Here is a 15,570-nt window from a genome sequence, read left to right on the forward strand (position 1 = left end):
GTCGGTAAGTTACCATTAGTAAGTTACTGATGGTAGGTATTGCAAGGGGGAGATCCGGACCGTGAAACACTCTTTGAGACCGAAAGCGCATAAGGCGCTTTCCGGTCGGCTCTCGAAGGCGGATCGACGGCGCCAGTTGCTCGATATGGCCCTCGTCATTATCCGCGAGGAAGGGGCCGATCGGCTGACACTGGGACACCTGGCCGCTCGTGCCGGGGTCTCCAAGCCAATCCCGTACGAACACTTCGGCACACGATCGGGGTTGTTGATCGAACTCTACAAGTCGCTCGACAGGGAGCAGGCGAATGCCCTGCGTGAAGCGTTAAGAAGCGTTCAGCGGAACTTGGGGGATACTGCCGACATCCTCGCCACCGCCTATATCCACTGTTCCGCAGATACGAGTGGCGAATGGCACGCGGTGGGCGCGGCGCTGTCGGGCAGCGGGAAGATGGGCGCGGTGCACCAGGAGCTGATAGATGGGTACGTCCAGCTGTTCGTATCGGCGCTTGAGCCGTACAGCACGTTGCCGCCCGATGAACTACAACGGCGCTGTGTCGGCCTTGTCGGGGCGGGCGAAGCGCTCTCGGTCATGATGATCGGTGGTCATTGCAGCGAGAAGGAAGCTGCTGAAGCATTTTCCTCGCTGATTCGAGGCGGACTTTGCGCACCTTCGCCGCAACCGTAACGCGATCGGGGTGAAGCTTTTTTTGACTTGTCGCGGCAGCGCGAGCGACAGACCTTGGGCGACGTGGATATCAACGCACGCGCCTTGGTTGGATCGCAAGCTGCCTCGGTCCGCGCGAATCGCTCGATCGGTGCGCCGCCGCCAGCTTCTCGAAGCGGAAATCTGGCGGACAGACATCCTGCAAATCGACCGGGATGGTCGAATGCCGGCCGGCCAAGCATCGCGGCTGCCGTGGAGTTGGCCACTCGCTGCCGATGATCGCAAGGCGGTACAGGGCAGGGGCTAAGCGCGTTCTTTGCGCCCGAAATGGCAAACAAGGCTTATTTTGCGCGAATCTTTGGTTGAGAGCCGCCTAAGAGCTGCTTCAGGCTATTTATGTCCGGATAAAATAGTCGGCCGACTCGCTCGGAAAGTGGGGCAGTAGACTTTGCGATTTTCACTCGCGCTGAGCGCGCGAAAGTGCCAAATCCATATGCAGCAGAGGCGTTTCTCGTATTGTCGTTTTGCTTGACTTCACTATCTACCGCTTATACAAGGCGCGAACTTAACGACAGGCGGTGAGCTACGCCAGCGTCGGAACGGAACACCCTATCAGACCTACTGGACTGAGGCGGGCACCAACCTCGACGAATGCCGCTCAAACGCTGTCGATGATAGCTAGGCAATGCCAGGGCGATTTTTGTTCTCTTGAGCGCGTTCTCTTGAGAGTGAACTCGGACGCATGACCTCGGTTTTCAGCCGGACAGCGAGAGCTGATCGGTCGTGATCGCGGTCCTCTGTGGCGTCAAGCGCTTTCCGCTCAGCAATGAGTGGTAGGCGCGATTTCGTTTTGCGCGAACGGTTTTCGTGTGAGGCGGCCGGACGGGCGGTTCGTTCCCGTGAAGAATTTGCGGAGCCAGTGAGGTTCCGCGCGAACTTGAAGGGTGAAGGCTGACATGCCGACGATCAACCAGCTGATCGCAAAACCACGGGAAGTGCAGAAGTCGCGCAAGAAGGTGCCGGCGCTGCAGCAGTCGCCGCAGAAGCGCGGCGTGTGCACGCGCGTCTACACGACGACCCCGAAGAAGCCGAACTCGGCGCTTCGTAAGGTCGCCAAGGTGCGTCTGACCAATGGGTTCGAGGTGATCGGTTACATCCCGGGTGAGGGCCATAACCTTCAGGAGCACTCGGTGGTCATGATCCGCGGCGGCCGCGTCAAGGACTTGCCGGGCGTGCGCTATCACATCCTCCGCGGCGTGCTGGATACCCAGGGCGTCAAGAACCGTAAGCAGCGTCGTTCGAAGTACGGCGCCAAGCGTCCGAAGTAAGCGGGAACAGGTAAGATGTCGCGTCGTCACTCTGCAGAAAAGCGTGAAGTGCTTCCGGACCCGAAGTTCGGGAACATCATCATCACCAAGTTCATGAACTCGGTCATGTACGCCGGCAAGAAGTCGGTCGCCGAGAACATCGTCTATGGCGCGCTCACCATGATCGAGGCCAAGACCAAGCAGAACCCGCTCGGCGTGTTCGAGCAGGCGCTTGAGAACGTCATGCCGACCATCGAGGTGCGTTCCCGTCGCGTCGGTGGTGCGACCTATCAGGTGCCGGTGGAAGTCCGCTCGGTGCGCCGGCAGGCGCTCGGCATCCGCTGGCTGATTTCGGCCGCGCGCGAGCGCAACGAGAAGACCATGACGGAGCGGCTCTCGGCGGAGCTGCTTGATGCGTCGAACAACCGGGGGAACGCCGTCAAGAAGCGTGAAGACGTGCACCGGATGGCGGAAGCCAACCGCGCCTTCTCGCACTATCGCTGGTAAGGCGAATTACGGAATTTAAGGAACAGCCCCATGCCACGCCAACATGCCATCGAGGACTATCGCAACTTCGGTATCATGGCGCATATCGACGCCGGTAAGACCACGACGACCGAGCGCATCCTCTATTACACCGGCAAGAGCCACAAGATCGGCGAAGTGCACGAAGGTGCCGCGACGATGGACTGGATGGAGCAGGAGCAGGAGCGTGGCATCACCATCACCTCCGCCGCGACCACCGCGTTCTGGAACGGTAAGCGGCTGAACATCATCGACACCCCCGGCCACGTCGACTTCACCATTGAAGTTGAGCGCAGCTTGCGCGTGCTCGACGGCGCTGTGTGCGTGCTCGACTCCAACCAGGGCGTCGAGCCGCAGACCGAGACCGTCTGGCGCCAGGGTGACAAGTACAAGGTTCCGCGCATCGTCTTCGCCAACAAGATGGACAAGACCGGTGCCGACTTCTTCAAGTGCTTGTCCGACATCGTCGACCGCCTCGGCGCCAAGCCGATCGCGATCCAGCTTCCGATCGGTGCCGAGAACAACTTCAAGGGTCTCGTCGATCTCGTGAAGATGAAGGGCATCGTCTGGAACGATGAATCCCTCGGTGCGAAGTTCGACTATGTCGACATTCCGGAAGACCTCGTCGACCAGGCCAAGGAATACCGCGAGAAGATGGTGGAAGCCGCCGTCGAGCTCGACGACGACGCATTGGCCGCCTTCCTCGATGGCAACGAGCCCGACGAAGCGACGCTGAAGCGGCTGATCCGCAAAGCGGTGCTGACCGGCGCGTTCTATCCGGTGCTGTGCGGCTCCGCGTTCAAGAACAAGGGCGTGCAGCCGCTGCTTGACGCCGTCGTCGACTACCTGCCGTCGCCGATCGACGTGCCCGCGATCAAGGGCACCGACGAGGACGGCAACGAAGTCGTGCGCAAGGCGGACGACAAGGAGCCGCTGGCGCTGCTCGCGTTCAAGATCATGGACGACCCGTTTGTCGGCACCATCACCTTCTGCCGCATCTATTCGGGCATCCTGCAGAGCGGCACCGGCGTGATCAACTCGACCCGCGAGAAGAAGGAGCGGATCGGGCGCATGCTGTTGATGCATGCGAACAACCGTGAGGACATCAAGGAAGCCTATGCCGGCGACATCGTCGCGCTGGCGGGCCTCAAGGAAGCGCGCACCGGCGACACGCTGTGCGATCCGAACCACCCGGTGATCCTGGAAAAGATGGAGTTCCCGGATCCGGTGATCGAGATCGCGATCGAGCCGAAGTCGAAGGCCGACCAGGAAAAGCTCGGTGTCGCGCTCGCGAAGCTCGCGGCGGAAGATCCGTCGTTCCGGGTGACGACCGACCACGAGTCCGGTCAGACCATCCTGAAGGGCATGGGCGAACTGCATCTCGACATCAAGGTCGACATCCTGAAGCGCACCTACAAGGTCGACGCCAACATCGGTGCGCCGCAGGTGGCGTTCCGTGAGCGCGTGACCAAGCGGGTCGAGCACAGCTACACCCACAAGAAGCAGACCGGCGGCACCGGCCAGTTCGCGGCCGTGACGCTGATCGTCGAGCCGAACGAGGCCGGCAAGGGCTACGAGTTCGAATCGAAGATCGTCGGTGGCGCGGTGCCGAAGGAATACATCCCCGGCGTCGAGAAGGGTCTCGAGAGCGTGCTGGGCTCGGGCGTCGTCGCGGGCTTCCCGATCGTCGACGTCAAGGTGCAGCTCATCGACGGCAAGTATCACGACGTCGACTCGTCGGCACTGGCCTTCGAAATCGCAACGCGGGCCTGTTTCCGCGAGGCGCTGCAGATGGGCAAGTCCGTCCTGCTCGAGCCGATCATGAAGGTCGAGGTGGTGACGCCGGAAGACTACACCGGTTCCGTCATCGGCGACCTGAACTCCCGGCGCGGCCAGATCCAGGGCCAAGACATGCGCGGCAACGCCAACGTCATCAACGCGATGGTGCCGCTCATGAACATGTTCGGTTACGTGAACAACCTGCGCTCGATGAGCCAGGGTCGCGCGACCTTCACCATGCAGTTCGATCACTACGCCGAAGCGCCGGCGAACGTGTCGGCTGAAGTCCAGAAGAAGTTTGCCTGATTATCGTTGGTTGGCAGCTAACGATTGAACGGAGAGTCAAATGGCCAAAGCAAAATTTGAGCGTAACAAACCGCACTGCAACATCGGCACCATCGGTCACGTCGACCATGGCAAGACCTCGCTGACCGCCGCGATCACCAAGATCCTGGCGGAAACCGGCGGTGCGACGTTCACCGCCTACGACCAGATCGACAAGGCCCCGGAAGAGAAGGCGCGCGGCATCACGATCTCGACCGCTCACGTCGAGTACGAGACCAAGAACCGCCACTACGCCCACGTCGACTGCCCCGGCCACGCCGACTACGTGAAGAACATGATCACCGGCGCCGCCCAGATGGACGGTGCGATCCTCGTCGTGTCGGCTGCCGACGGCCCGATGCCGCAGACCCGCGAGCACATCCTGCTCGCCCGCCAGGTCGGCGTTCCCGCGCTCGTCGTGTTCCTCAACAAGTGCGACATGGTCGACGATCCGGAGCTGCTCGAGCTCGTCGAGCTCGAAGTGCGCGAGCTGCTCTCGAAGTACGACTTCCCCGGCGACAAGATCCCGATCGTCAAGGGGTCGGCGCTGGCCGCTCTGGAAGACAGCGACAAGAAGCTCGGCCATGACGCGGTTCTTGAGCTGATGCGCAATGTCGACGAGTACATTCCGCAGCCGGAGCGTCCGATCGACCAGCCGTTCCTGATGCCGGTCGAAGACGTGTTCTCGATCTCGGGCCGCGGCACCGTGGTGACCGGCCGTGTCGAGCGCGGCATCGTCAAGGTCGGCGACGAAATCGAGATCGTCGGTCTGCGCGACACTCAGAAGACCACCGTCACCGGCGTCGAAATGTTCCGCAAGCTGCTCGATCAGGGCCAGGCGGGCGACAACATCGGTGCGCTGCTCCGCGGTACCAAGCGTGAGGAAGTGGAGCGTGGTCAGGTGCTGTGCAAGCCGGGTTCGGTCAAGCCGCACACCAAGTTCAAGGCTGAGGCGTACATCCTCACCAAGGAAGAGGGCGGCCGTCACACCCCGTTCTTCACCAACTACCGCCCGCAGTTCTACTTCCGCACCACCGACGTGACCGGTGTCGTGCATCTGCCTGAGGGCACCGAGATGGTGATGCCTGGCGACAACATTGCGATGGAAGTGCACCTGATCGTGCCGATCGCGATGGAGGAGAAGCTGCGCTTCGCGATCCGCGAAGGCGGCCGCACCGTCGGCGCCGGCGTCGTCGCCTCGATCCTCGAGTAAGAAGCGAACAGGGAATGGCGAGTGGCGAATAGGAATTTCTATTCGCTACTCGCTACTCGCCACTCACCAAAGAAAGTACGGCAATGAACGGCCAGAATATCCGCATCCGTCTCAAGGCGTTCGACCATCGTATCCTCGATACGTCGACCCGCGAGATCGTGAACACGGCGAAACGTACCGGTGCCCAGGTTCGCGGTCCCATTCCGCTGCCGACTCGCATCGAGAAGTTCACCGTCAACCGTTCGCCGCACGTCGACAAGAAGAGCCGCGAACAGTTCGAGATGCGCACCCACAAGCGCCTTCTCGACATTGTCGATCCGACCCCGCAGACCGTCGATGCTCTCATGAAGCTCGATCTGGCCGCCGGTGTCGACGTCGAGATCAAGCTCTAAGTTTTTTGGATTGAAGTCCGCGCGAGCGGACGAAAGAGAACAGGAACCACGCCGATGCGCTCCGGAGTGATCGCACAAAAGGTCGGGATGACGCGGGTCTTCACAGAGGCCGGCGAGCATATCCCCGTGACCGTGCTGAAGCTCGGCAACTGCCAGGTGCTGGGCCACCGCACCACTGAAACGAACGGTTATGTCGCGCTGCAGCTCGGCTCGGGCTCGCGCAAGACCGTCTACATGCCGAAGGCCGAGCGCGGCCAGTTCGCCGTCGCCAAGGTCGAGCCGAAGCGCAAGGTCGCGGAATTCCGCGTTTCTGAGGATGCGCTGATCCCGGTCGGCGCCGAGATCCAAGCCGATCACTTCGTGGTCGGTCAGTTCGTCGACGTGACCGGCACCTCGATCGGTAAGGGCTTTGCCGGCGGCATGAAGCGCTGGAATTTCGGCGGTCTGCGCGCCACCCACGGCGTGTCGATCTCGCACCGTTCGATCGGTTCGACCGGTGGCCGTCAGGATCCCGGCAAGACCTGGAAGAACAAGAAGATGCCCGGCCACATGGGTGTCGATCGCATCACCACGCTCAACCTTCGCGTCGTCCAGACCGATGTCGAGCGTGGCCTGATCCTGGTCGAAGGCGCCGTTCCCGGCTCCAAGGGCGGCTGGATCAGGGTGCGCGACGCCATCAAGAAGCCGCTGCCGAAGGAAGCTCCGAAGCCCGGCAAGTTCAAGGTTGCGGGCGAGCAGGCTGCCGAAGCGCCGGCCGAGCAGGAGGGTGCGTGAGATGGAACTGAAAGTCACCACCCTGGAGGGCAAGGAAGCTGGCTCGGTCCAGCTTTCCGACGCCATTTTCGGCCTCGAGCCGCGCGCGGACATCATTCAGCGCTGCGTGCAGTGGCAGCTCAACAAGCGCCAGGCGGGCACGCACAAGGCCAAGGGGCGCGCCGAGATCTGGCGCACCGGCAAGAAGATGTACAAGCAGAAGGGCACTGGCGGTGCCCGTCACGGCTCGGCGCGCGTGCCGCAGTTCCGTGGCGGCGGCCGCGCCTTCGGTCCGGTGGTTCGCTCGCATGCGACCGACCTGCCGAAGAAGGTGCGTGCGCTGGCGCTCAAGCATGCTCTGTCGGCCAAGGCCAAGGACGGCGGCCTGGTCGTGCTCGACAGCGCTGATATCAAGGAAGCCAAGACCAAGGCGCTGGTCGGTCACTTCTCCGGCCTCGGGCTGACCAATGCGCTGATCATCGACGGCGCCGAGCTCAACAACGGTTTCGCGGCCGCGGCCCGCAACATTCCGAATATCGACGTGCTGCCGATCCAGGGCATCAACGTCTACGACATCCTGCGGCGCCAGAAGCTGGTCCTGACCAAGGCGGCCGTCGATGCGCTGGAGGCGCGCTTCAAATGAAGAATATCGATCCGCGCCACTACGACGTCATCGTCGCGCCCGTTGTGACCGAAAAGGCGACGCTCGCCTCGGAGCACAACAAGGTGCTGTTCAAGGTCGCTTCCAAGGCCACCAAGCCGCAGATCAAGGAAGCGGTCGAGAAGCTCTTCGACGTCAAGGTCAAGAGCGTGAACACGCTGGTGCGCAAGGGCAAGACCAAGGTGTTCCGCGGCAATTTCGGCTCGCAGTCGGACACCAAGCGCGCGATCGTGACCCTGGAAGAGGGCCACCGCATCGACGTGACTACCGGACTATAAGGGCGTAACGACGATGGCATTGAAAACTTATAATCCAACGACGCCGGGCCAGCGCCAGCTGGTCATGGTCGATCGTTCGGCGCTCTACAAGGGCAAGCCGGTCAAGGCGCTCACCGAGGGCAAGCAGTCGAACGGTGGCCGCAACAACACCGGGCGCATCACCGTGCGCTTCCGTGGCGGTGGCCACAAGAAGGCCTATCGCAACGTCGACTTCCGCCGCGACAAGGTGGACGTGCCGGCGATCGTCGAGCGGCTGGAATACGACCCGAACCGCACCGCCTTCATCGCGCTGATCAAGTATCAGGACGGCGAGCAGGCCTACATCCTGGCGCCGCAGCGGCTCGCCGCGGGTGACACGGTCGTGGCCGGCAGCTATGTCGACGTCAAGCCGGGCAATGTGATGCCGCTCGGCAACATGCCGGTCGGCACCATCGTCCACAACATCGAGCTGAAGATCGGCAAGGGCGGTCAGCTTGCGCGCTCCGCCGGCACCTATGCCCAGATCGTCGGCCGTGACCAGGACTACGTCATCATCCGCCTGAACTCGGGCGAACAGCGCCTGGTGCACGGCCGTTGCCGCGGCGCCATTGGCGCGGTGTCGAATCCGGATCACATGAACATCTCGATCGGCAAGGCCGGTCGTACCCGCTGGCTCGGCTGGCGCCCGCACAACCGCGGTGTCGTCATGAACCCGATCGACCACCCGCATGGCGGCGGTGAAGGCCGCACCTCGGGCGGCCGCCACCCGGTGACCCCGTGGGGCAAGCCGACCAAGGGCAAGAAGACGCGGTCGAACAAGTCGACCAACAAATTCATTCTCCTAAGCCGCCACAAGCGGAAGAAGTAAGGAACGCCGGACATGGTTCGTTCAGTCTGGAAAGGCCCGTTCGTCGAGGCATCGCTGCTCAAGAAGGCAGATGCTGCGCGCGCGTCCGGCCGTCACGACGTCATCAAGATCTGGAGTCGCCGCTCGACCATCCTGCCGCAGTTCGTGGGCCTGACCTTCGGCGTCTACAACGGTCAGAAGCACGTGCCGGTTTCGGTGAACGAGGAAATGGTGGGTCACAAGTTCGGCGAGTTCTCGCCGACCCGTACCTTCCACGGCCACTCTGGCGACAAGAAAGCCAAGAGGGCTTGAGGATTAAGCGATGAGCAAACCAAAGCGCGAACGTGTCCTCGCGGACAATGAGGCCAAGGCCGTCGCCCGGATGCTGCGCGTCAGCCCGCAGAAGCTCAACCTGGTGGCGCAGATGATCCGTGGCCGCAAGGCATCGGCCGCACTTGCCGACCTGCAGTTCTCGCGCAAGCGGATCGCGGTCGACGTCAAGAAGTGCCTGGAATCGGCGATTGCCAATGCCGAGAACAACCATGACCTCGAGGTCGACGATCTCGTCGTCGCCGAGGCGCATGTCGGCAACGGCCTCGTCATGAAGCGTTTTGCCCCGCGCGGCCGTGGCCGTTCGGGCCGTGTCTACAAACCGTTCTCGCATCTCACGATCGTGGTTCGTGAGGTCGAGGCCGAGGCGAGCGCTTAAGAGAAGCGCGGGAGAACAAGATGGGTCAAAAGATCAATCCGATCGGGCTGCGTCTCGGCATCAACCGGACTTGGGATTCGCGTTGGTTCGCCGGCAAGGCCGAATACGGCAAGCTGCTGCACGAGGACGTCAAGATCCGCGAGATCCTGCACAAGGAGCTCAAGCAGGCGGCGGTGGCGCGCATCGTGATCGAGCGCCCGCACAAGAAGTGCCGGGTGACGATCCACTCGGCGCGTCCGGGCGTCGTGATCGGCAAGAAGGGCGCGGACATCGACAAGCTGCGCAAGAAGGTCGCCGACATCACGGCTTCCGACGTCGTCATCAACATCGTCGAGATCCGCAAGCCGGAGCTCGATGCGACGCTGGTCGCCGAATCGATCGCGCAGCAGCTCGAGCGCCGCGTTGCGTTCCGGCGCGCCATGAAGCGCGCGGTGCAGTCGGCGATGCGCCTCGGCGCCGAAGGCATCCGCATCAACTGCTCGGGTCGGCTCGGCGGCGCTGAAATCGCGCGCATGGAATGGTACCGCGAGGGCCGGGTGCCGCTGCACACGCTGCGCGCCGACGTCGACTACGGCGTTGCCACCGCATTCACCACCTTCGGCACCTGCGGCGTCAAGGTCTGGATCTTCAAGGGCGAGATCCTCGAGCACGATCCGATGGCCCAGGACAAGCGGATGGCCGAGGGCGACAGCAGCCCGCGGTCGCGCCGCGACGCCGCCTAACGGCAAATGAGAATTTGAGGGCTTAACGCCATGATGCAACCAAAGAAAACGAAGTTCCGGAAGGCGCATAAGGGCCGGATCCACGGCGTTGCGACTTCGGGCGCGACGTTGTCCTTCGGCCAGTTCGGCCTGAAGGCGCTCGAGCCGGAGCGCGTCACTGCGCGCCAGATCGAGGCCGCCCGCCGCGCGCTGACCCGCCACATGAAGCGCGCCGGCCGCGTCTGGATCCGCGTGTTCCCTGATTTGCCGGTGTCGAAGAAGCCCGCCGAAGTGCGCATGGGCTCGGGCAAGGGCGCGCCGGAATTGTGGGTGGCCCGCGTCAAGCCCGGTCGTGTGCTGTTCGAGATCGACGGCGTCACCAACCAGGTCGCGCGCGAGGCGCTGACCTTGGCCGCCGCCAAGCTGCCGATCAAGACGCGCTTCGTCGCGCGCATCGCGGAGTAACCGAGATGGCCCAGATGAAAGTCGAGGATATCCGCGCGATGAGCGAGGACCAGAGGGAGGACGCGATCCTCAATCTGAAGAAGGAGCGCTTCAACCTGCGCTTCCAGCGCGCCACCGGCCAGCTCGAGAACACCTCGCGGCTGAAGGAAGCGCGCCGCGACATCGCCCGTATCAAGACCATCGCCGCGCAGCAGCGCGCGAAGAAGAAGTAAGAGGCCGGACATGCCGAAACGTACGCTGCAGGGCGTGGTCGTCAGCGACAAGCAAGCCAAGACGGTGGTGGTGCGCGTCGATCGCCGCTTCACCCATCCGATCTACAAGAAGACGATCCGCCGTTCGAAGAACTATCACGCGCACGACGAGAGCGACCAGTTCAAGCCGGGCGACACGGTGTGGATCGAGGAAAGCAAGCCAATCTCGAAGTTGAAGCGCTGGATCGTGATCCGGGGCGAGCAGAAGCAAACGGCCTGACGCACATCCGGCTTCGAAGCCGGAGAATGTCAGGAAAATTTTGAGCGCGAGTGAAGCGCAGAAAGAGGACGAGGTGCATCAATGATTCAGATGCAGACCAACCTCGACGTGGCCGATAATTCAGGCGCACGCCGTGTCATGTGCATCAAGGTGCTTGGAGGCTCCAAGCGCCGCTATGCCACTGTGGGCGACATTATCGTTGTGTCGATCAAGGAAGCCATTCCGCGTGGCAAGGTGAAGAAGGGCGACGTCATGAAGGCGGTCGTGGTGCGGGTCCGCAAGGACATCCGCCGCCCCGACGGCTCCGTCATCCGCTTCGACCGCAATGCCGCCGTGCTGGTCAACAACCAGTCCGAGCCGGTCGGCACCCGTATCTTCGGGCCGGTGCCGCGCGAGCTGCGCGCCAAGAACCACATGAAGATCATCTCGCTTGCGCCGGAGGTGCTGTGATGGCTGCCAAGATCCGCAAGGGTGACAGGGTCATCGTGCTGACCGGCCGCGACAAGGGACGCACCGGCGAAGTGTTCGAGGTGCGTCCGGCGGAAAACACCGCGCTGGTGCGCGGCGTCAACATGGTGAAGCGTCACCAGAAGCAGACCCAGAACCAGGAGGGCGGCATCATCTCCAAGGAGGCGCCGGTCCACCTCTCCAACGTCGCGTATGTCGGCAAGGACGGAAAGCCGACCCGCATCGGGTTCAAGATTCAGGCTGATGGCAAGAAGGTTCGCATTGCCAAGAGCTCGGGAGCAGAGATCGATGGCTGAGACCGCTTATGTGCCGCGCTTGCGCACGGAATACGACAGGAACATTCGCGGCCTGCTGACCGAGAAGTTCGGCTACGAGAACGCGATGCAGGTGCCGCGGCTGGACAAGGTCGTGCTCAACATGGGCGTCGGCGATTCCGTCAACGACCGCAAGAAGGCCGAGACCGCTGCCGCCGAGCTGACGCAGATCGCCGGCCAGAAGGCGATCGTGACTTATTCGCGGGTTGCCATCGCGACCTTCAAGCTGCGCGAGAACCAGCCGATCGGCTGCAAGGTCACGCTGCGCAAGGCCCGCATGTACGAGTTCATCGATCGCCTGGTCACCGTCGCGCTGCCGCGCGTGCGCGACTTCCGCGGGCTGAACCCGAAGAGCTTCGATGGCCGCGGCAACTATTCGCTCGGCATCAAGGAGCACATCATTTTCCCCGAGATCGACTTCGACAAGGTCTCGGAAGCGCGGGGCATGGACATCACCGTGTGTACCACGGCCAAGACCGACGACGAGGCTCGCGCCTTGTTGACCGCTTTCAATTTCCCGTTCCGGCAGTGAGACGCTGACGAACAGCCTCTCAAACGCGGAAACGTAAGGAGCCACGCATGGCAAAGAAGAGTGCAGTCGAGAAGAACAACCGGCGCAAGCGGATGGCCAAGAACGCCGCCGCCAGCCGCGCCCGGTTGAAGGCGATCATCGCCGACAAGACCAAGCCGATGGAAGAGCGTTTCGCGGCGACCCTGAAGCTTGCGGAAATGCCGCGCAACTCGTCGCCGACCCGGATCCGGAACCGTTGCGAGCTCACGGGCCGTCCGCGCTCGAACTATCGCAAGAACAAGCTGTCCCGCATCGCGCTGCGCGAGCTCGGCTCCAAGGGCCTGATCCCGGGCCTCGTGAAGTCGAGCTGGTAAGGAGGGTCGGAAGATGTCAACGCACGATCCGATCTCAGATCTCATCACCCGCATCCGCAACGCGCAGATGCGCTCGAAGTCCAAGGTCACGACCCCGGGCTCGAAGATGCGCCAGAACGTGCTCGAGGTGCTGAAGGCGGAAGGCTATATCCGCGGCTACGCCAGCGTCGAGCATTCGTCCGGCCGCAGCGAGCTCGAGATCGAATTGAAGTATTTCGACGGCGAGCCGGTCATCCGCGAGATCGAGCGCGTGTCGAAGCCGGGCCGCCGGGTCTACACGTCGGTGAAGAACCTGCCGCGCGTGAACAACGGTCTCGGCATCTCCGTTTTGTCGACGCCGAAGGGAATTATGGCTGACCACGAAGCGCGCGACGCGAATGTGGGCGGCGAAGTTCTCTTCACGGTGTTCTGAGGAAGGATTGAGCCATGTCACGTATTGGCAAGAGGCCTGTGGCGATCCCGTCGGGTGTGACGGCGACTGTCGACGGGCAGACGGTGAAGGTGAAGGGGCCGAAGGGCCAGCTTCAGTTCGTCGTGCATGACGACGTCGAGGTGAAGTTCGAGAACGGCCAGGTCAAGGTCGCTCCGCGTGTGAAGACCAATCGCGCGCAGGCGATGTACGGCACCGCGCGTGCCCAGGTCGCCAACCTGGTCGAAGGCGTCACCAAGGGCTTTGAGAAGAAGCTCGAGATCACCGGCGTCGGCTACCGCGCCGCGATGCAGGGCAAGAACCTGCAGCTCGCGCTCGGTTACAGCCACGACGTCGTCTACCCGATCCCGGAGGGCATCTCGATCGCGGTGCCGAAGCCGACCGAAATCACGGTCTCGGGCATCGATCCGCAGCGCGTGGGGCAGGTCGCGGCCGAGATCCGCGCCTATCGTCCGCCGGAGCCCTACAAGGGCAAGGGCGTGAAGTACGCCAACGAATTCATCTTCCGCAAGGAAGGCAAGAAGAAGTAACGGAGCCGGTCATGTCACTGAAGGTTACCAATGCCCGGCGCAAGCAACGCGTGCGCTTGGCGCTGCGCCGTTCCGGGGGCGGGCGTCCGCGTCTGTCGGTGTTCCGCTCGTCCAAGCACATCTACGCCCAGGTGATCGACGATCAGAAGGGCGAGACGCTGGCGTCGGCCTCTTCGCTGGAGAAGGCGATGCGCGATGGCGGCAACACGGGTGCGAATATCGACGCAGCCAAGGCCGTCGGCAAGCTGCTTGCCGAGCGTGCCACGCAGAAGGGCGTCAAGGAAGTCGTGTTCGACCGTGGCGCCTATCTCTATCACGGGCGCGTCAAGGCGCTTGCCGATGCAGCCCGCGAAGGCGGACTGAGCTTCTGAGCAGGTTTCGAGCGGATATTAGGACTGAGGCATAAGCCTTTCTAGAGATTGGAAAACACCATGGCAGAACGCGAACGCGGCGGACGCGAACGGAGCAGGGAGCGCGAGGAGCGCGACAGCGAGTTCGTCGACAAGCTCGTGCACATCAATCGCGTGGCAAAGGTCGTGAAGGGCGGCAAGCGCTTCGGCTTTGCGGCGCTGGTCGTGATCGGCGACCAGAAGGGCCGGGTCGGTTTCGGCCACGGCAAGGCGCGCGAAGTGCCGGAAGCGATCCGCAAGGCGACCGAATCCGCCAAGCGCAACCTGACCCGCGTGGCGCTGCGCGAAGGCCGCACGCTGCATCACGACATCGCCGGCCGTCACGGCGCCGGCCGCGTCTACCTGCGTGCCGCGCCGGCCGGTACCGGCATCATCGCCGGCGGCCCGATGCGTGCGGTGTTCGAGACGCTCGGCATCCAGGACGTGGTCGCGAAGTCGATCGGTTCGTCGAATCCGTACAACATGGTCCGCGCCACCTTCGACGCGCTGAAGAACCAGGATTCGCCGCGCTCGGTCGCTGCGCGCCGCAACATCAAGGTGTCCACGCTGCAGGCCCGCCGCGTCGGTGGCGATGCCGAAGTGGTGGCTGAATAACTCGCGCTAAACCAGCGCGCTATCTGGAGTTTTAAGAGATGGCCCAGGCCGCAAAGACGATCAAGGTCGAGCAGATCGGCAGCCCGATTCGCCGCCATCATTCGCAGCGTTCGACGCTGATCGGCCTCAAGCTCAACAAGATCGGCCGGGTTGCCGAGCATCAGGACACCCCTGAGGTTCGCGGCATGATCAGCAAGGTTCAACACCTCGTCCGCGTCGTCGGCGAGGGTTAAGACAGACAAGGAGAAGGGCGATGAAGCTCAGCGAGATCGCCGACAATCCCGGTTCGCGCAAGAAGCGCATGCGCATCGGCCGCGGTATCGGTTCGGGCAAGGGCAAGACCGGCGGCCGTGGCGGCAAGGGCCAGACCGCGCGTACCGGTGTGCGCATCAAGGGCTTTGAAGGCGGCCAGATGCCGCTGCATCGCCGCCTGCCGAAGCGCGGGTTCAACAACATCTTCAGGCTCGATTTCGCCGAGATCAATCTCGATCGACTGCAGCAGGCGGTCGACGCCAAGCAGATCGACACTGGTGCGGTCGTGAACGCGGAAGCGCTGGTGAAGTCGGGCGTGCTGCGCCGCGCCAAGGACGGCGTGCGGCTGCTCGGCCGCGGCGAGCTCACGGCCAAGCTCAACATCGAGGTGCATGGCGCTTCCAAGTCCGCGATTGCGGCGGTGGAGAAGGCCGGCGGTACGGTGAAGATCCTGGCGCCCGCCAAGAAGGAAGACGGCGAGGCGGCGTAACATCTGCGTCATTGCCTGGCTCGCGCAGGCAGGGACGGCAGAGAACGTTGGACTTATCGAAGCCGAGCACCAAATAATGTCCGGTGTCCGCCGATGATCCCACGGGGACGTCGGCGGGGCCTCCGGGAG

At 63.0% G+C, this 15,570-nt stretch carries 26 protein-coding genes; all 26 read left to right on the forward strand.

Annotated features, from left to right (window positions below; genetic code table 11):
- Positions 1 to 61: 61 nt before the first annotated feature.
- A complete protein-coding gene (locus AC5ZGW_RS31015) occupies positions 62 to 685 on the forward strand; it encodes a TetR/AcrR family transcriptional regulator (RefSeq protein WP_245474679.1) in 624 nt (207 codons plus the stop codon).
- Between the two features lie 935 nt (positions 686 to 1,620).
- Positions 1,621 to 1,992, forward strand: a complete 372-nt coding sequence (gene rpsL, locus AC5ZGW_RS31020) for a 30S ribosomal protein S12 (protein WP_028168167.1) — start codon at positions 1,621 to 1,623, stop codon at positions 1,990 to 1,992.
- 15 nt (positions 1,993 to 2,007) lie between these two features.
- The gene (gene rpsG, locus AC5ZGW_RS31025) at positions 2,008 to 2,478 is read left to right on the forward strand and encodes a 30S ribosomal protein S7 (RefSeq protein ID WP_028168166.1); all 471 of its coding nucleotides are present in this window, start codon (positions 2,008 to 2,010) and stop codon (positions 2,476 to 2,478) included.
- A 30-nt stretch (positions 2,479 to 2,508) separates the two neighbouring features.
- Complete coding sequence (gene fusA / locus AC5ZGW_RS31030) at positions 2,509 to 4,581, forward strand: elongation factor G (protein ID WP_130225563.1); 2,073 nt, start codon at positions 2,509 to 2,511, stop codon at positions 4,579 to 4,581.
- Between the two features lie 40 nt (positions 4,582 to 4,621).
- Positions 4,622 to 5,812 (forward strand): elongation factor Tu, encoded by a 1,191-nt coding sequence (tuf, locus tag AC5ZGW_RS31035; RefSeq protein WP_027583251.1) that lies wholly within the window; start codon positions 4,622 to 4,624, stop codon positions 5,810 to 5,812.
- A gap of 83 nt (positions 5,813 to 5,895) precedes the next feature.
- Entirely contained in the window at positions 5,896 to 6,204 is a 309-nt protein-coding gene (rpsJ, locus tag AC5ZGW_RS31040) for a 30S ribosomal protein S10 (protein WP_002712302.1), read from the forward strand.
- 54 nt (positions 6,205 to 6,258) lie between these two features.
- Positions 6,259 to 6,978: a 50S ribosomal protein L3 gene (gene rplC, locus AC5ZGW_RS31045; RefSeq protein WP_130225562.1), complete on the forward strand. Its 720-nt coding sequence runs from the start codon at positions 6,259 to 6,261 to the stop codon at positions 6,976 to 6,978.
- A gap of 1 nt (position 6,979) precedes the next feature.
- Positions 6,980 to 7,600 carry a 50S ribosomal protein L4 gene (rplD, locus tag AC5ZGW_RS31050; RefSeq protein WP_028168162.1) on the forward strand — a complete coding sequence of 207 codons (621 nt, stop codon included), beginning with the start codon at positions 6,980 to 6,982 and terminating at the stop codon, positions 7,598 to 7,600.
- Complete coding sequence (locus AC5ZGW_RS31055; RefSeq protein WP_028168161.1) at positions 7,597 to 7,896, forward strand: 50S ribosomal protein L23; 300 nt, start codon at positions 7,597 to 7,599, stop codon at positions 7,894 to 7,896. Before rplD ends, AC5ZGW_RS31055 begins: the two co-directional genes overlap by 4 nt.
- 13 nt (positions 7,897 to 7,909) lie before the next feature.
- The gene (gene rplB / locus AC5ZGW_RS31060) at positions 7,910 to 8,743 is read left to right on the forward strand and encodes a 50S ribosomal protein L2 (protein ID WP_028168160.1); all 834 of its coding nucleotides are present in this window, start codon (positions 7,910 to 7,912) and stop codon (positions 8,741 to 8,743) included.
- Positions 8,744 to 8,755: 12 nt separating this feature from the next.
- Positions 8,756 to 9,034: a 30S ribosomal protein S19 gene (gene rpsS / locus AC5ZGW_RS31065; protein ID WP_027583256.1), complete on the forward strand. Its 279-nt coding sequence runs from the start codon at positions 8,756 to 8,758 to the stop codon at positions 9,032 to 9,034.
- Positions 9,035 to 9,044: 10 nt separating this feature from the next.
- Positions 9,045 to 9,431 (forward strand): 50S ribosomal protein L22, encoded by a 387-nt coding sequence (gene rplV / locus AC5ZGW_RS31070; RefSeq protein ID WP_028168159.1) that lies wholly within the window; start codon positions 9,045 to 9,047, stop codon positions 9,429 to 9,431.
- A gap of 20 nt (positions 9,432 to 9,451) precedes the next feature.
- Positions 9,452 to 10,153 carry a 30S ribosomal protein S3 gene (rpsC, locus tag AC5ZGW_RS31075; protein ID WP_028168158.1) on the forward strand — a complete coding sequence of 234 codons (702 nt, stop codon included), beginning with the start codon at positions 9,452 to 9,454 and terminating at the stop codon, positions 10,151 to 10,153.
- A gap of 30 nt (positions 10,154 to 10,183) precedes the next feature.
- Positions 10,184 to 10,597: a 50S ribosomal protein L16 gene (rplP, locus tag AC5ZGW_RS31080; RefSeq protein ID WP_028168157.1), complete on the forward strand. Its 414-nt coding sequence runs from the start codon at positions 10,184 to 10,186 to the stop codon at positions 10,595 to 10,597.
- A gap of 5 nt (positions 10,598 to 10,602) precedes the next feature.
- Entirely contained in the window at positions 10,603 to 10,809 is a 207-nt protein-coding gene (gene rpmC / locus AC5ZGW_RS31085) for a 50S ribosomal protein L29 (RefSeq protein ID WP_028168156.1), read from the forward strand.
- Between the two features lie 10 nt (positions 10,810 to 10,819).
- Positions 10,820 to 11,068: a 30S ribosomal protein S17 gene (rpsQ, locus tag AC5ZGW_RS31090; protein WP_027583261.1), complete on the forward strand. Its 249-nt coding sequence runs from the start codon at positions 10,820 to 10,822 to the stop codon at positions 11,066 to 11,068.
- An 81-nt stretch (positions 11,069 to 11,149) separates the two neighbouring features.
- Positions 11,150 to 11,518: a 50S ribosomal protein L14 gene (gene rplN / locus AC5ZGW_RS31095; RefSeq protein ID WP_028168155.1), complete on the forward strand. Its 369-nt coding sequence runs from the start codon at positions 11,150 to 11,152 to the stop codon at positions 11,516 to 11,518.
- Positions 11,518 to 11,832, forward strand: coding sequence for a 50S ribosomal protein L24 (gene rplX / locus AC5ZGW_RS31100; RefSeq protein ID WP_028168154.1), 315 nt, complete (start codon positions 11,518 to 11,520; stop codon positions 11,830 to 11,832). The genes rplN and rplX overlap by 1 nt, the downstream gene beginning before the upstream one ends.
- Positions 11,825 to 12,382, forward strand: a complete 558-nt coding sequence (rplE, locus tag AC5ZGW_RS31105; RefSeq protein ID WP_028168153.1) for a 50S ribosomal protein L5 — start codon at positions 11,825 to 11,827, stop codon at positions 12,380 to 12,382. Before rplX ends, rplE begins: the two co-directional genes overlap by 8 nt.
- Before the next feature lie 47 nt (positions 12,383 to 12,429).
- On the forward strand, positions 12,430 to 12,735 hold the full coding sequence (gene rpsN / locus AC5ZGW_RS31110) for a 30S ribosomal protein S14 (RefSeq protein ID WP_028168152.1): 306 nt from the start codon (positions 12,430 to 12,432) through the stop codon (positions 12,733 to 12,735).
- A gap of 13 nt (positions 12,736 to 12,748) precedes the next feature.
- Complete coding sequence (rpsH, locus tag AC5ZGW_RS31115; protein WP_028168151.1) at positions 12,749 to 13,147, forward strand: 30S ribosomal protein S8; 399 nt, start codon at positions 12,749 to 12,751, stop codon at positions 13,145 to 13,147.
- Positions 13,148 to 13,161: 14 nt separating this feature from the next.
- Positions 13,162 to 13,695, forward strand: coding sequence for a 50S ribosomal protein L6 (gene rplF, locus AC5ZGW_RS31120; RefSeq protein ID WP_130225561.1), 534 nt, complete (start codon positions 13,162 to 13,164; stop codon positions 13,693 to 13,695).
- Positions 13,696 to 13,706: 11 nt separating this feature from the next.
- On the forward strand, positions 13,707 to 14,066 hold the full coding sequence (gene rplR, locus AC5ZGW_RS31125; RefSeq protein ID WP_028168149.1) for a 50S ribosomal protein L18: 360 nt from the start codon (positions 13,707 to 13,709) through the stop codon (positions 14,064 to 14,066).
- Between the two features lie 60 nt (positions 14,067 to 14,126).
- Positions 14,127 to 14,699 carry a 30S ribosomal protein S5 gene (gene rpsE, locus AC5ZGW_RS31130; protein WP_027583269.1) on the forward strand — a complete coding sequence of 191 codons (573 nt, stop codon included), beginning with the start codon at positions 14,127 to 14,129 and terminating at the stop codon, positions 14,697 to 14,699.
- 38 nt (positions 14,700 to 14,737) lie between these two features.
- Complete coding sequence (rpmD, locus tag AC5ZGW_RS31135) at positions 14,738 to 14,932, forward strand: 50S ribosomal protein L30 (RefSeq protein ID WP_028168147.1); 195 nt, start codon at positions 14,738 to 14,740, stop codon at positions 14,930 to 14,932.
- Positions 14,933 to 14,952: 20 nt separating this feature from the next.
- Positions 14,953 to 15,441 (forward strand): 50S ribosomal protein L15, encoded by a 489-nt coding sequence (rplO, locus tag AC5ZGW_RS31140; protein ID WP_130225560.1) that lies wholly within the window; start codon positions 14,953 to 14,955, stop codon positions 15,439 to 15,441.
- The last annotated feature ends 129 nt before the right edge of the window (positions 15,442 to 15,570 follow it).

It is taken from the genome of Bradyrhizobium sp. Crot121 (genome assembly GCF_059512385.1).

What these genes read in the sequence shown, in the direction of transcription:
- rpsL (WP_028168167.1), top strand. Translation starts at nt 1,621, where the DNA reads ATGCCGACGATCAACCAGCTGATCGCAAAACCACGGGAAGTGCAGAAG.
- rpsG (WP_028168166.1), top strand. Translation starts at nt 2,008, where the DNA reads ATGTCGCGTCGTCACTCTGCAGAAAAGCGTGAAGTGCTTCCGGACCCG.
- fusA (WP_130225563.1), top strand. Translation starts at nt 2,509, where the DNA reads ATGCCACGCCAACATGCCATCGAGGACTATCGCAACTTCGGTATCATG.
- tuf (WP_027583251.1), top strand. Translation starts at nt 4,622, where the DNA reads ATGGCCAAAGCAAAATTTGAGCGTAACAAACCGCACTGCAACATCGGC.
- rpsJ (WP_002712302.1), top strand. Translation starts at nt 5,896, where the DNA reads ATGAACGGCCAGAATATCCGCATCCGTCTCAAGGCGTTCGACCATCGT.
- rplC (WP_130225562.1), top strand. Translation starts at nt 6,259, where the DNA reads ATGCGCTCCGGAGTGATCGCACAAAAGGTCGGGATGACGCGGGTCTTC.
- rplD (WP_028168162.1), top strand. Translation starts at nt 6,980, where the DNA reads ATGGAACTGAAAGTCACCACCCTGGAGGGCAAGGAAGCTGGCTCGGTC.
- AC5ZGW_RS31055 (WP_028168161.1), top strand. Translation starts at nt 7,597, where the DNA reads ATGAAGAATATCGATCCGCGCCACTACGACGTCATCGTCGCGCCCGTT.
- rplB (WP_028168160.1), top strand. Translation starts at nt 7,910, where the DNA reads ATGGCATTGAAAACTTATAATCCAACGACGCCGGGCCAGCGCCAGCTG.
- rpsS (WP_027583256.1), top strand. Translation starts at nt 8,756, where the DNA reads ATGGTTCGTTCAGTCTGGAAAGGCCCGTTCGTCGAGGCATCGCTGCTC.
- rplV (WP_028168159.1), top strand. Translation starts at nt 9,045, where the DNA reads ATGAGCAAACCAAAGCGCGAACGTGTCCTCGCGGACAATGAGGCCAAG.
- rpsC (WP_028168158.1), top strand. Translation starts at nt 9,452, where the DNA reads ATGGGTCAAAAGATCAATCCGATCGGGCTGCGTCTCGGCATCAACCGG.
- rplP (WP_028168157.1), top strand. Translation starts at nt 10,184, where the DNA reads ATGATGCAACCAAAGAAAACGAAGTTCCGGAAGGCGCATAAGGGCCGG.
- rpmC (WP_028168156.1), top strand. Translation starts at nt 10,603, where the DNA reads ATGGCCCAGATGAAAGTCGAGGATATCCGCGCGATGAGCGAGGACCAG.
- rpsQ (WP_027583261.1), top strand. Translation starts at nt 10,820, where the DNA reads ATGCCGAAACGTACGCTGCAGGGCGTGGTCGTCAGCGACAAGCAAGCC.
- rplN (WP_028168155.1), top strand. Translation starts at nt 11,150, where the DNA reads ATGATTCAGATGCAGACCAACCTCGACGTGGCCGATAATTCAGGCGCA.
- rplX (WP_028168154.1), top strand. Translation starts at nt 11,518, where the DNA reads ATGGCTGCCAAGATCCGCAAGGGTGACAGGGTCATCGTGCTGACCGGC.
- rplE (WP_028168153.1), top strand. Translation starts at nt 11,825, where the DNA reads ATGGCTGAGACCGCTTATGTGCCGCGCTTGCGCACGGAATACGACAGG.
- rpsN (WP_028168152.1), top strand. Translation starts at nt 12,430, where the DNA reads ATGGCAAAGAAGAGTGCAGTCGAGAAGAACAACCGGCGCAAGCGGATG.
- rpsH (WP_028168151.1), top strand. Translation starts at nt 12,749, where the DNA reads ATGTCAACGCACGATCCGATCTCAGATCTCATCACCCGCATCCGCAAC.
- rplF (WP_130225561.1), top strand. Translation starts at nt 13,162, where the DNA reads ATGTCACGTATTGGCAAGAGGCCTGTGGCGATCCCGTCGGGTGTGACG.
- rplR (WP_028168149.1), top strand. Translation starts at nt 13,707, where the DNA reads ATGTCACTGAAGGTTACCAATGCCCGGCGCAAGCAACGCGTGCGCTTG.
- rpsE (WP_027583269.1), top strand. Translation starts at nt 14,127, where the DNA reads ATGGCAGAACGCGAACGCGGCGGACGCGAACGGAGCAGGGAGCGCGAG.
- rpmD (WP_028168147.1), top strand. Translation starts at nt 14,738, where the DNA reads ATGGCCCAGGCCGCAAAGACGATCAAGGTCGAGCAGATCGGCAGCCCG.
- rplO (WP_130225560.1), top strand. Translation starts at nt 14,953, where the DNA reads ATGAAGCTCAGCGAGATCGCCGACAATCCCGGTTCGCGCAAGAAGCGC.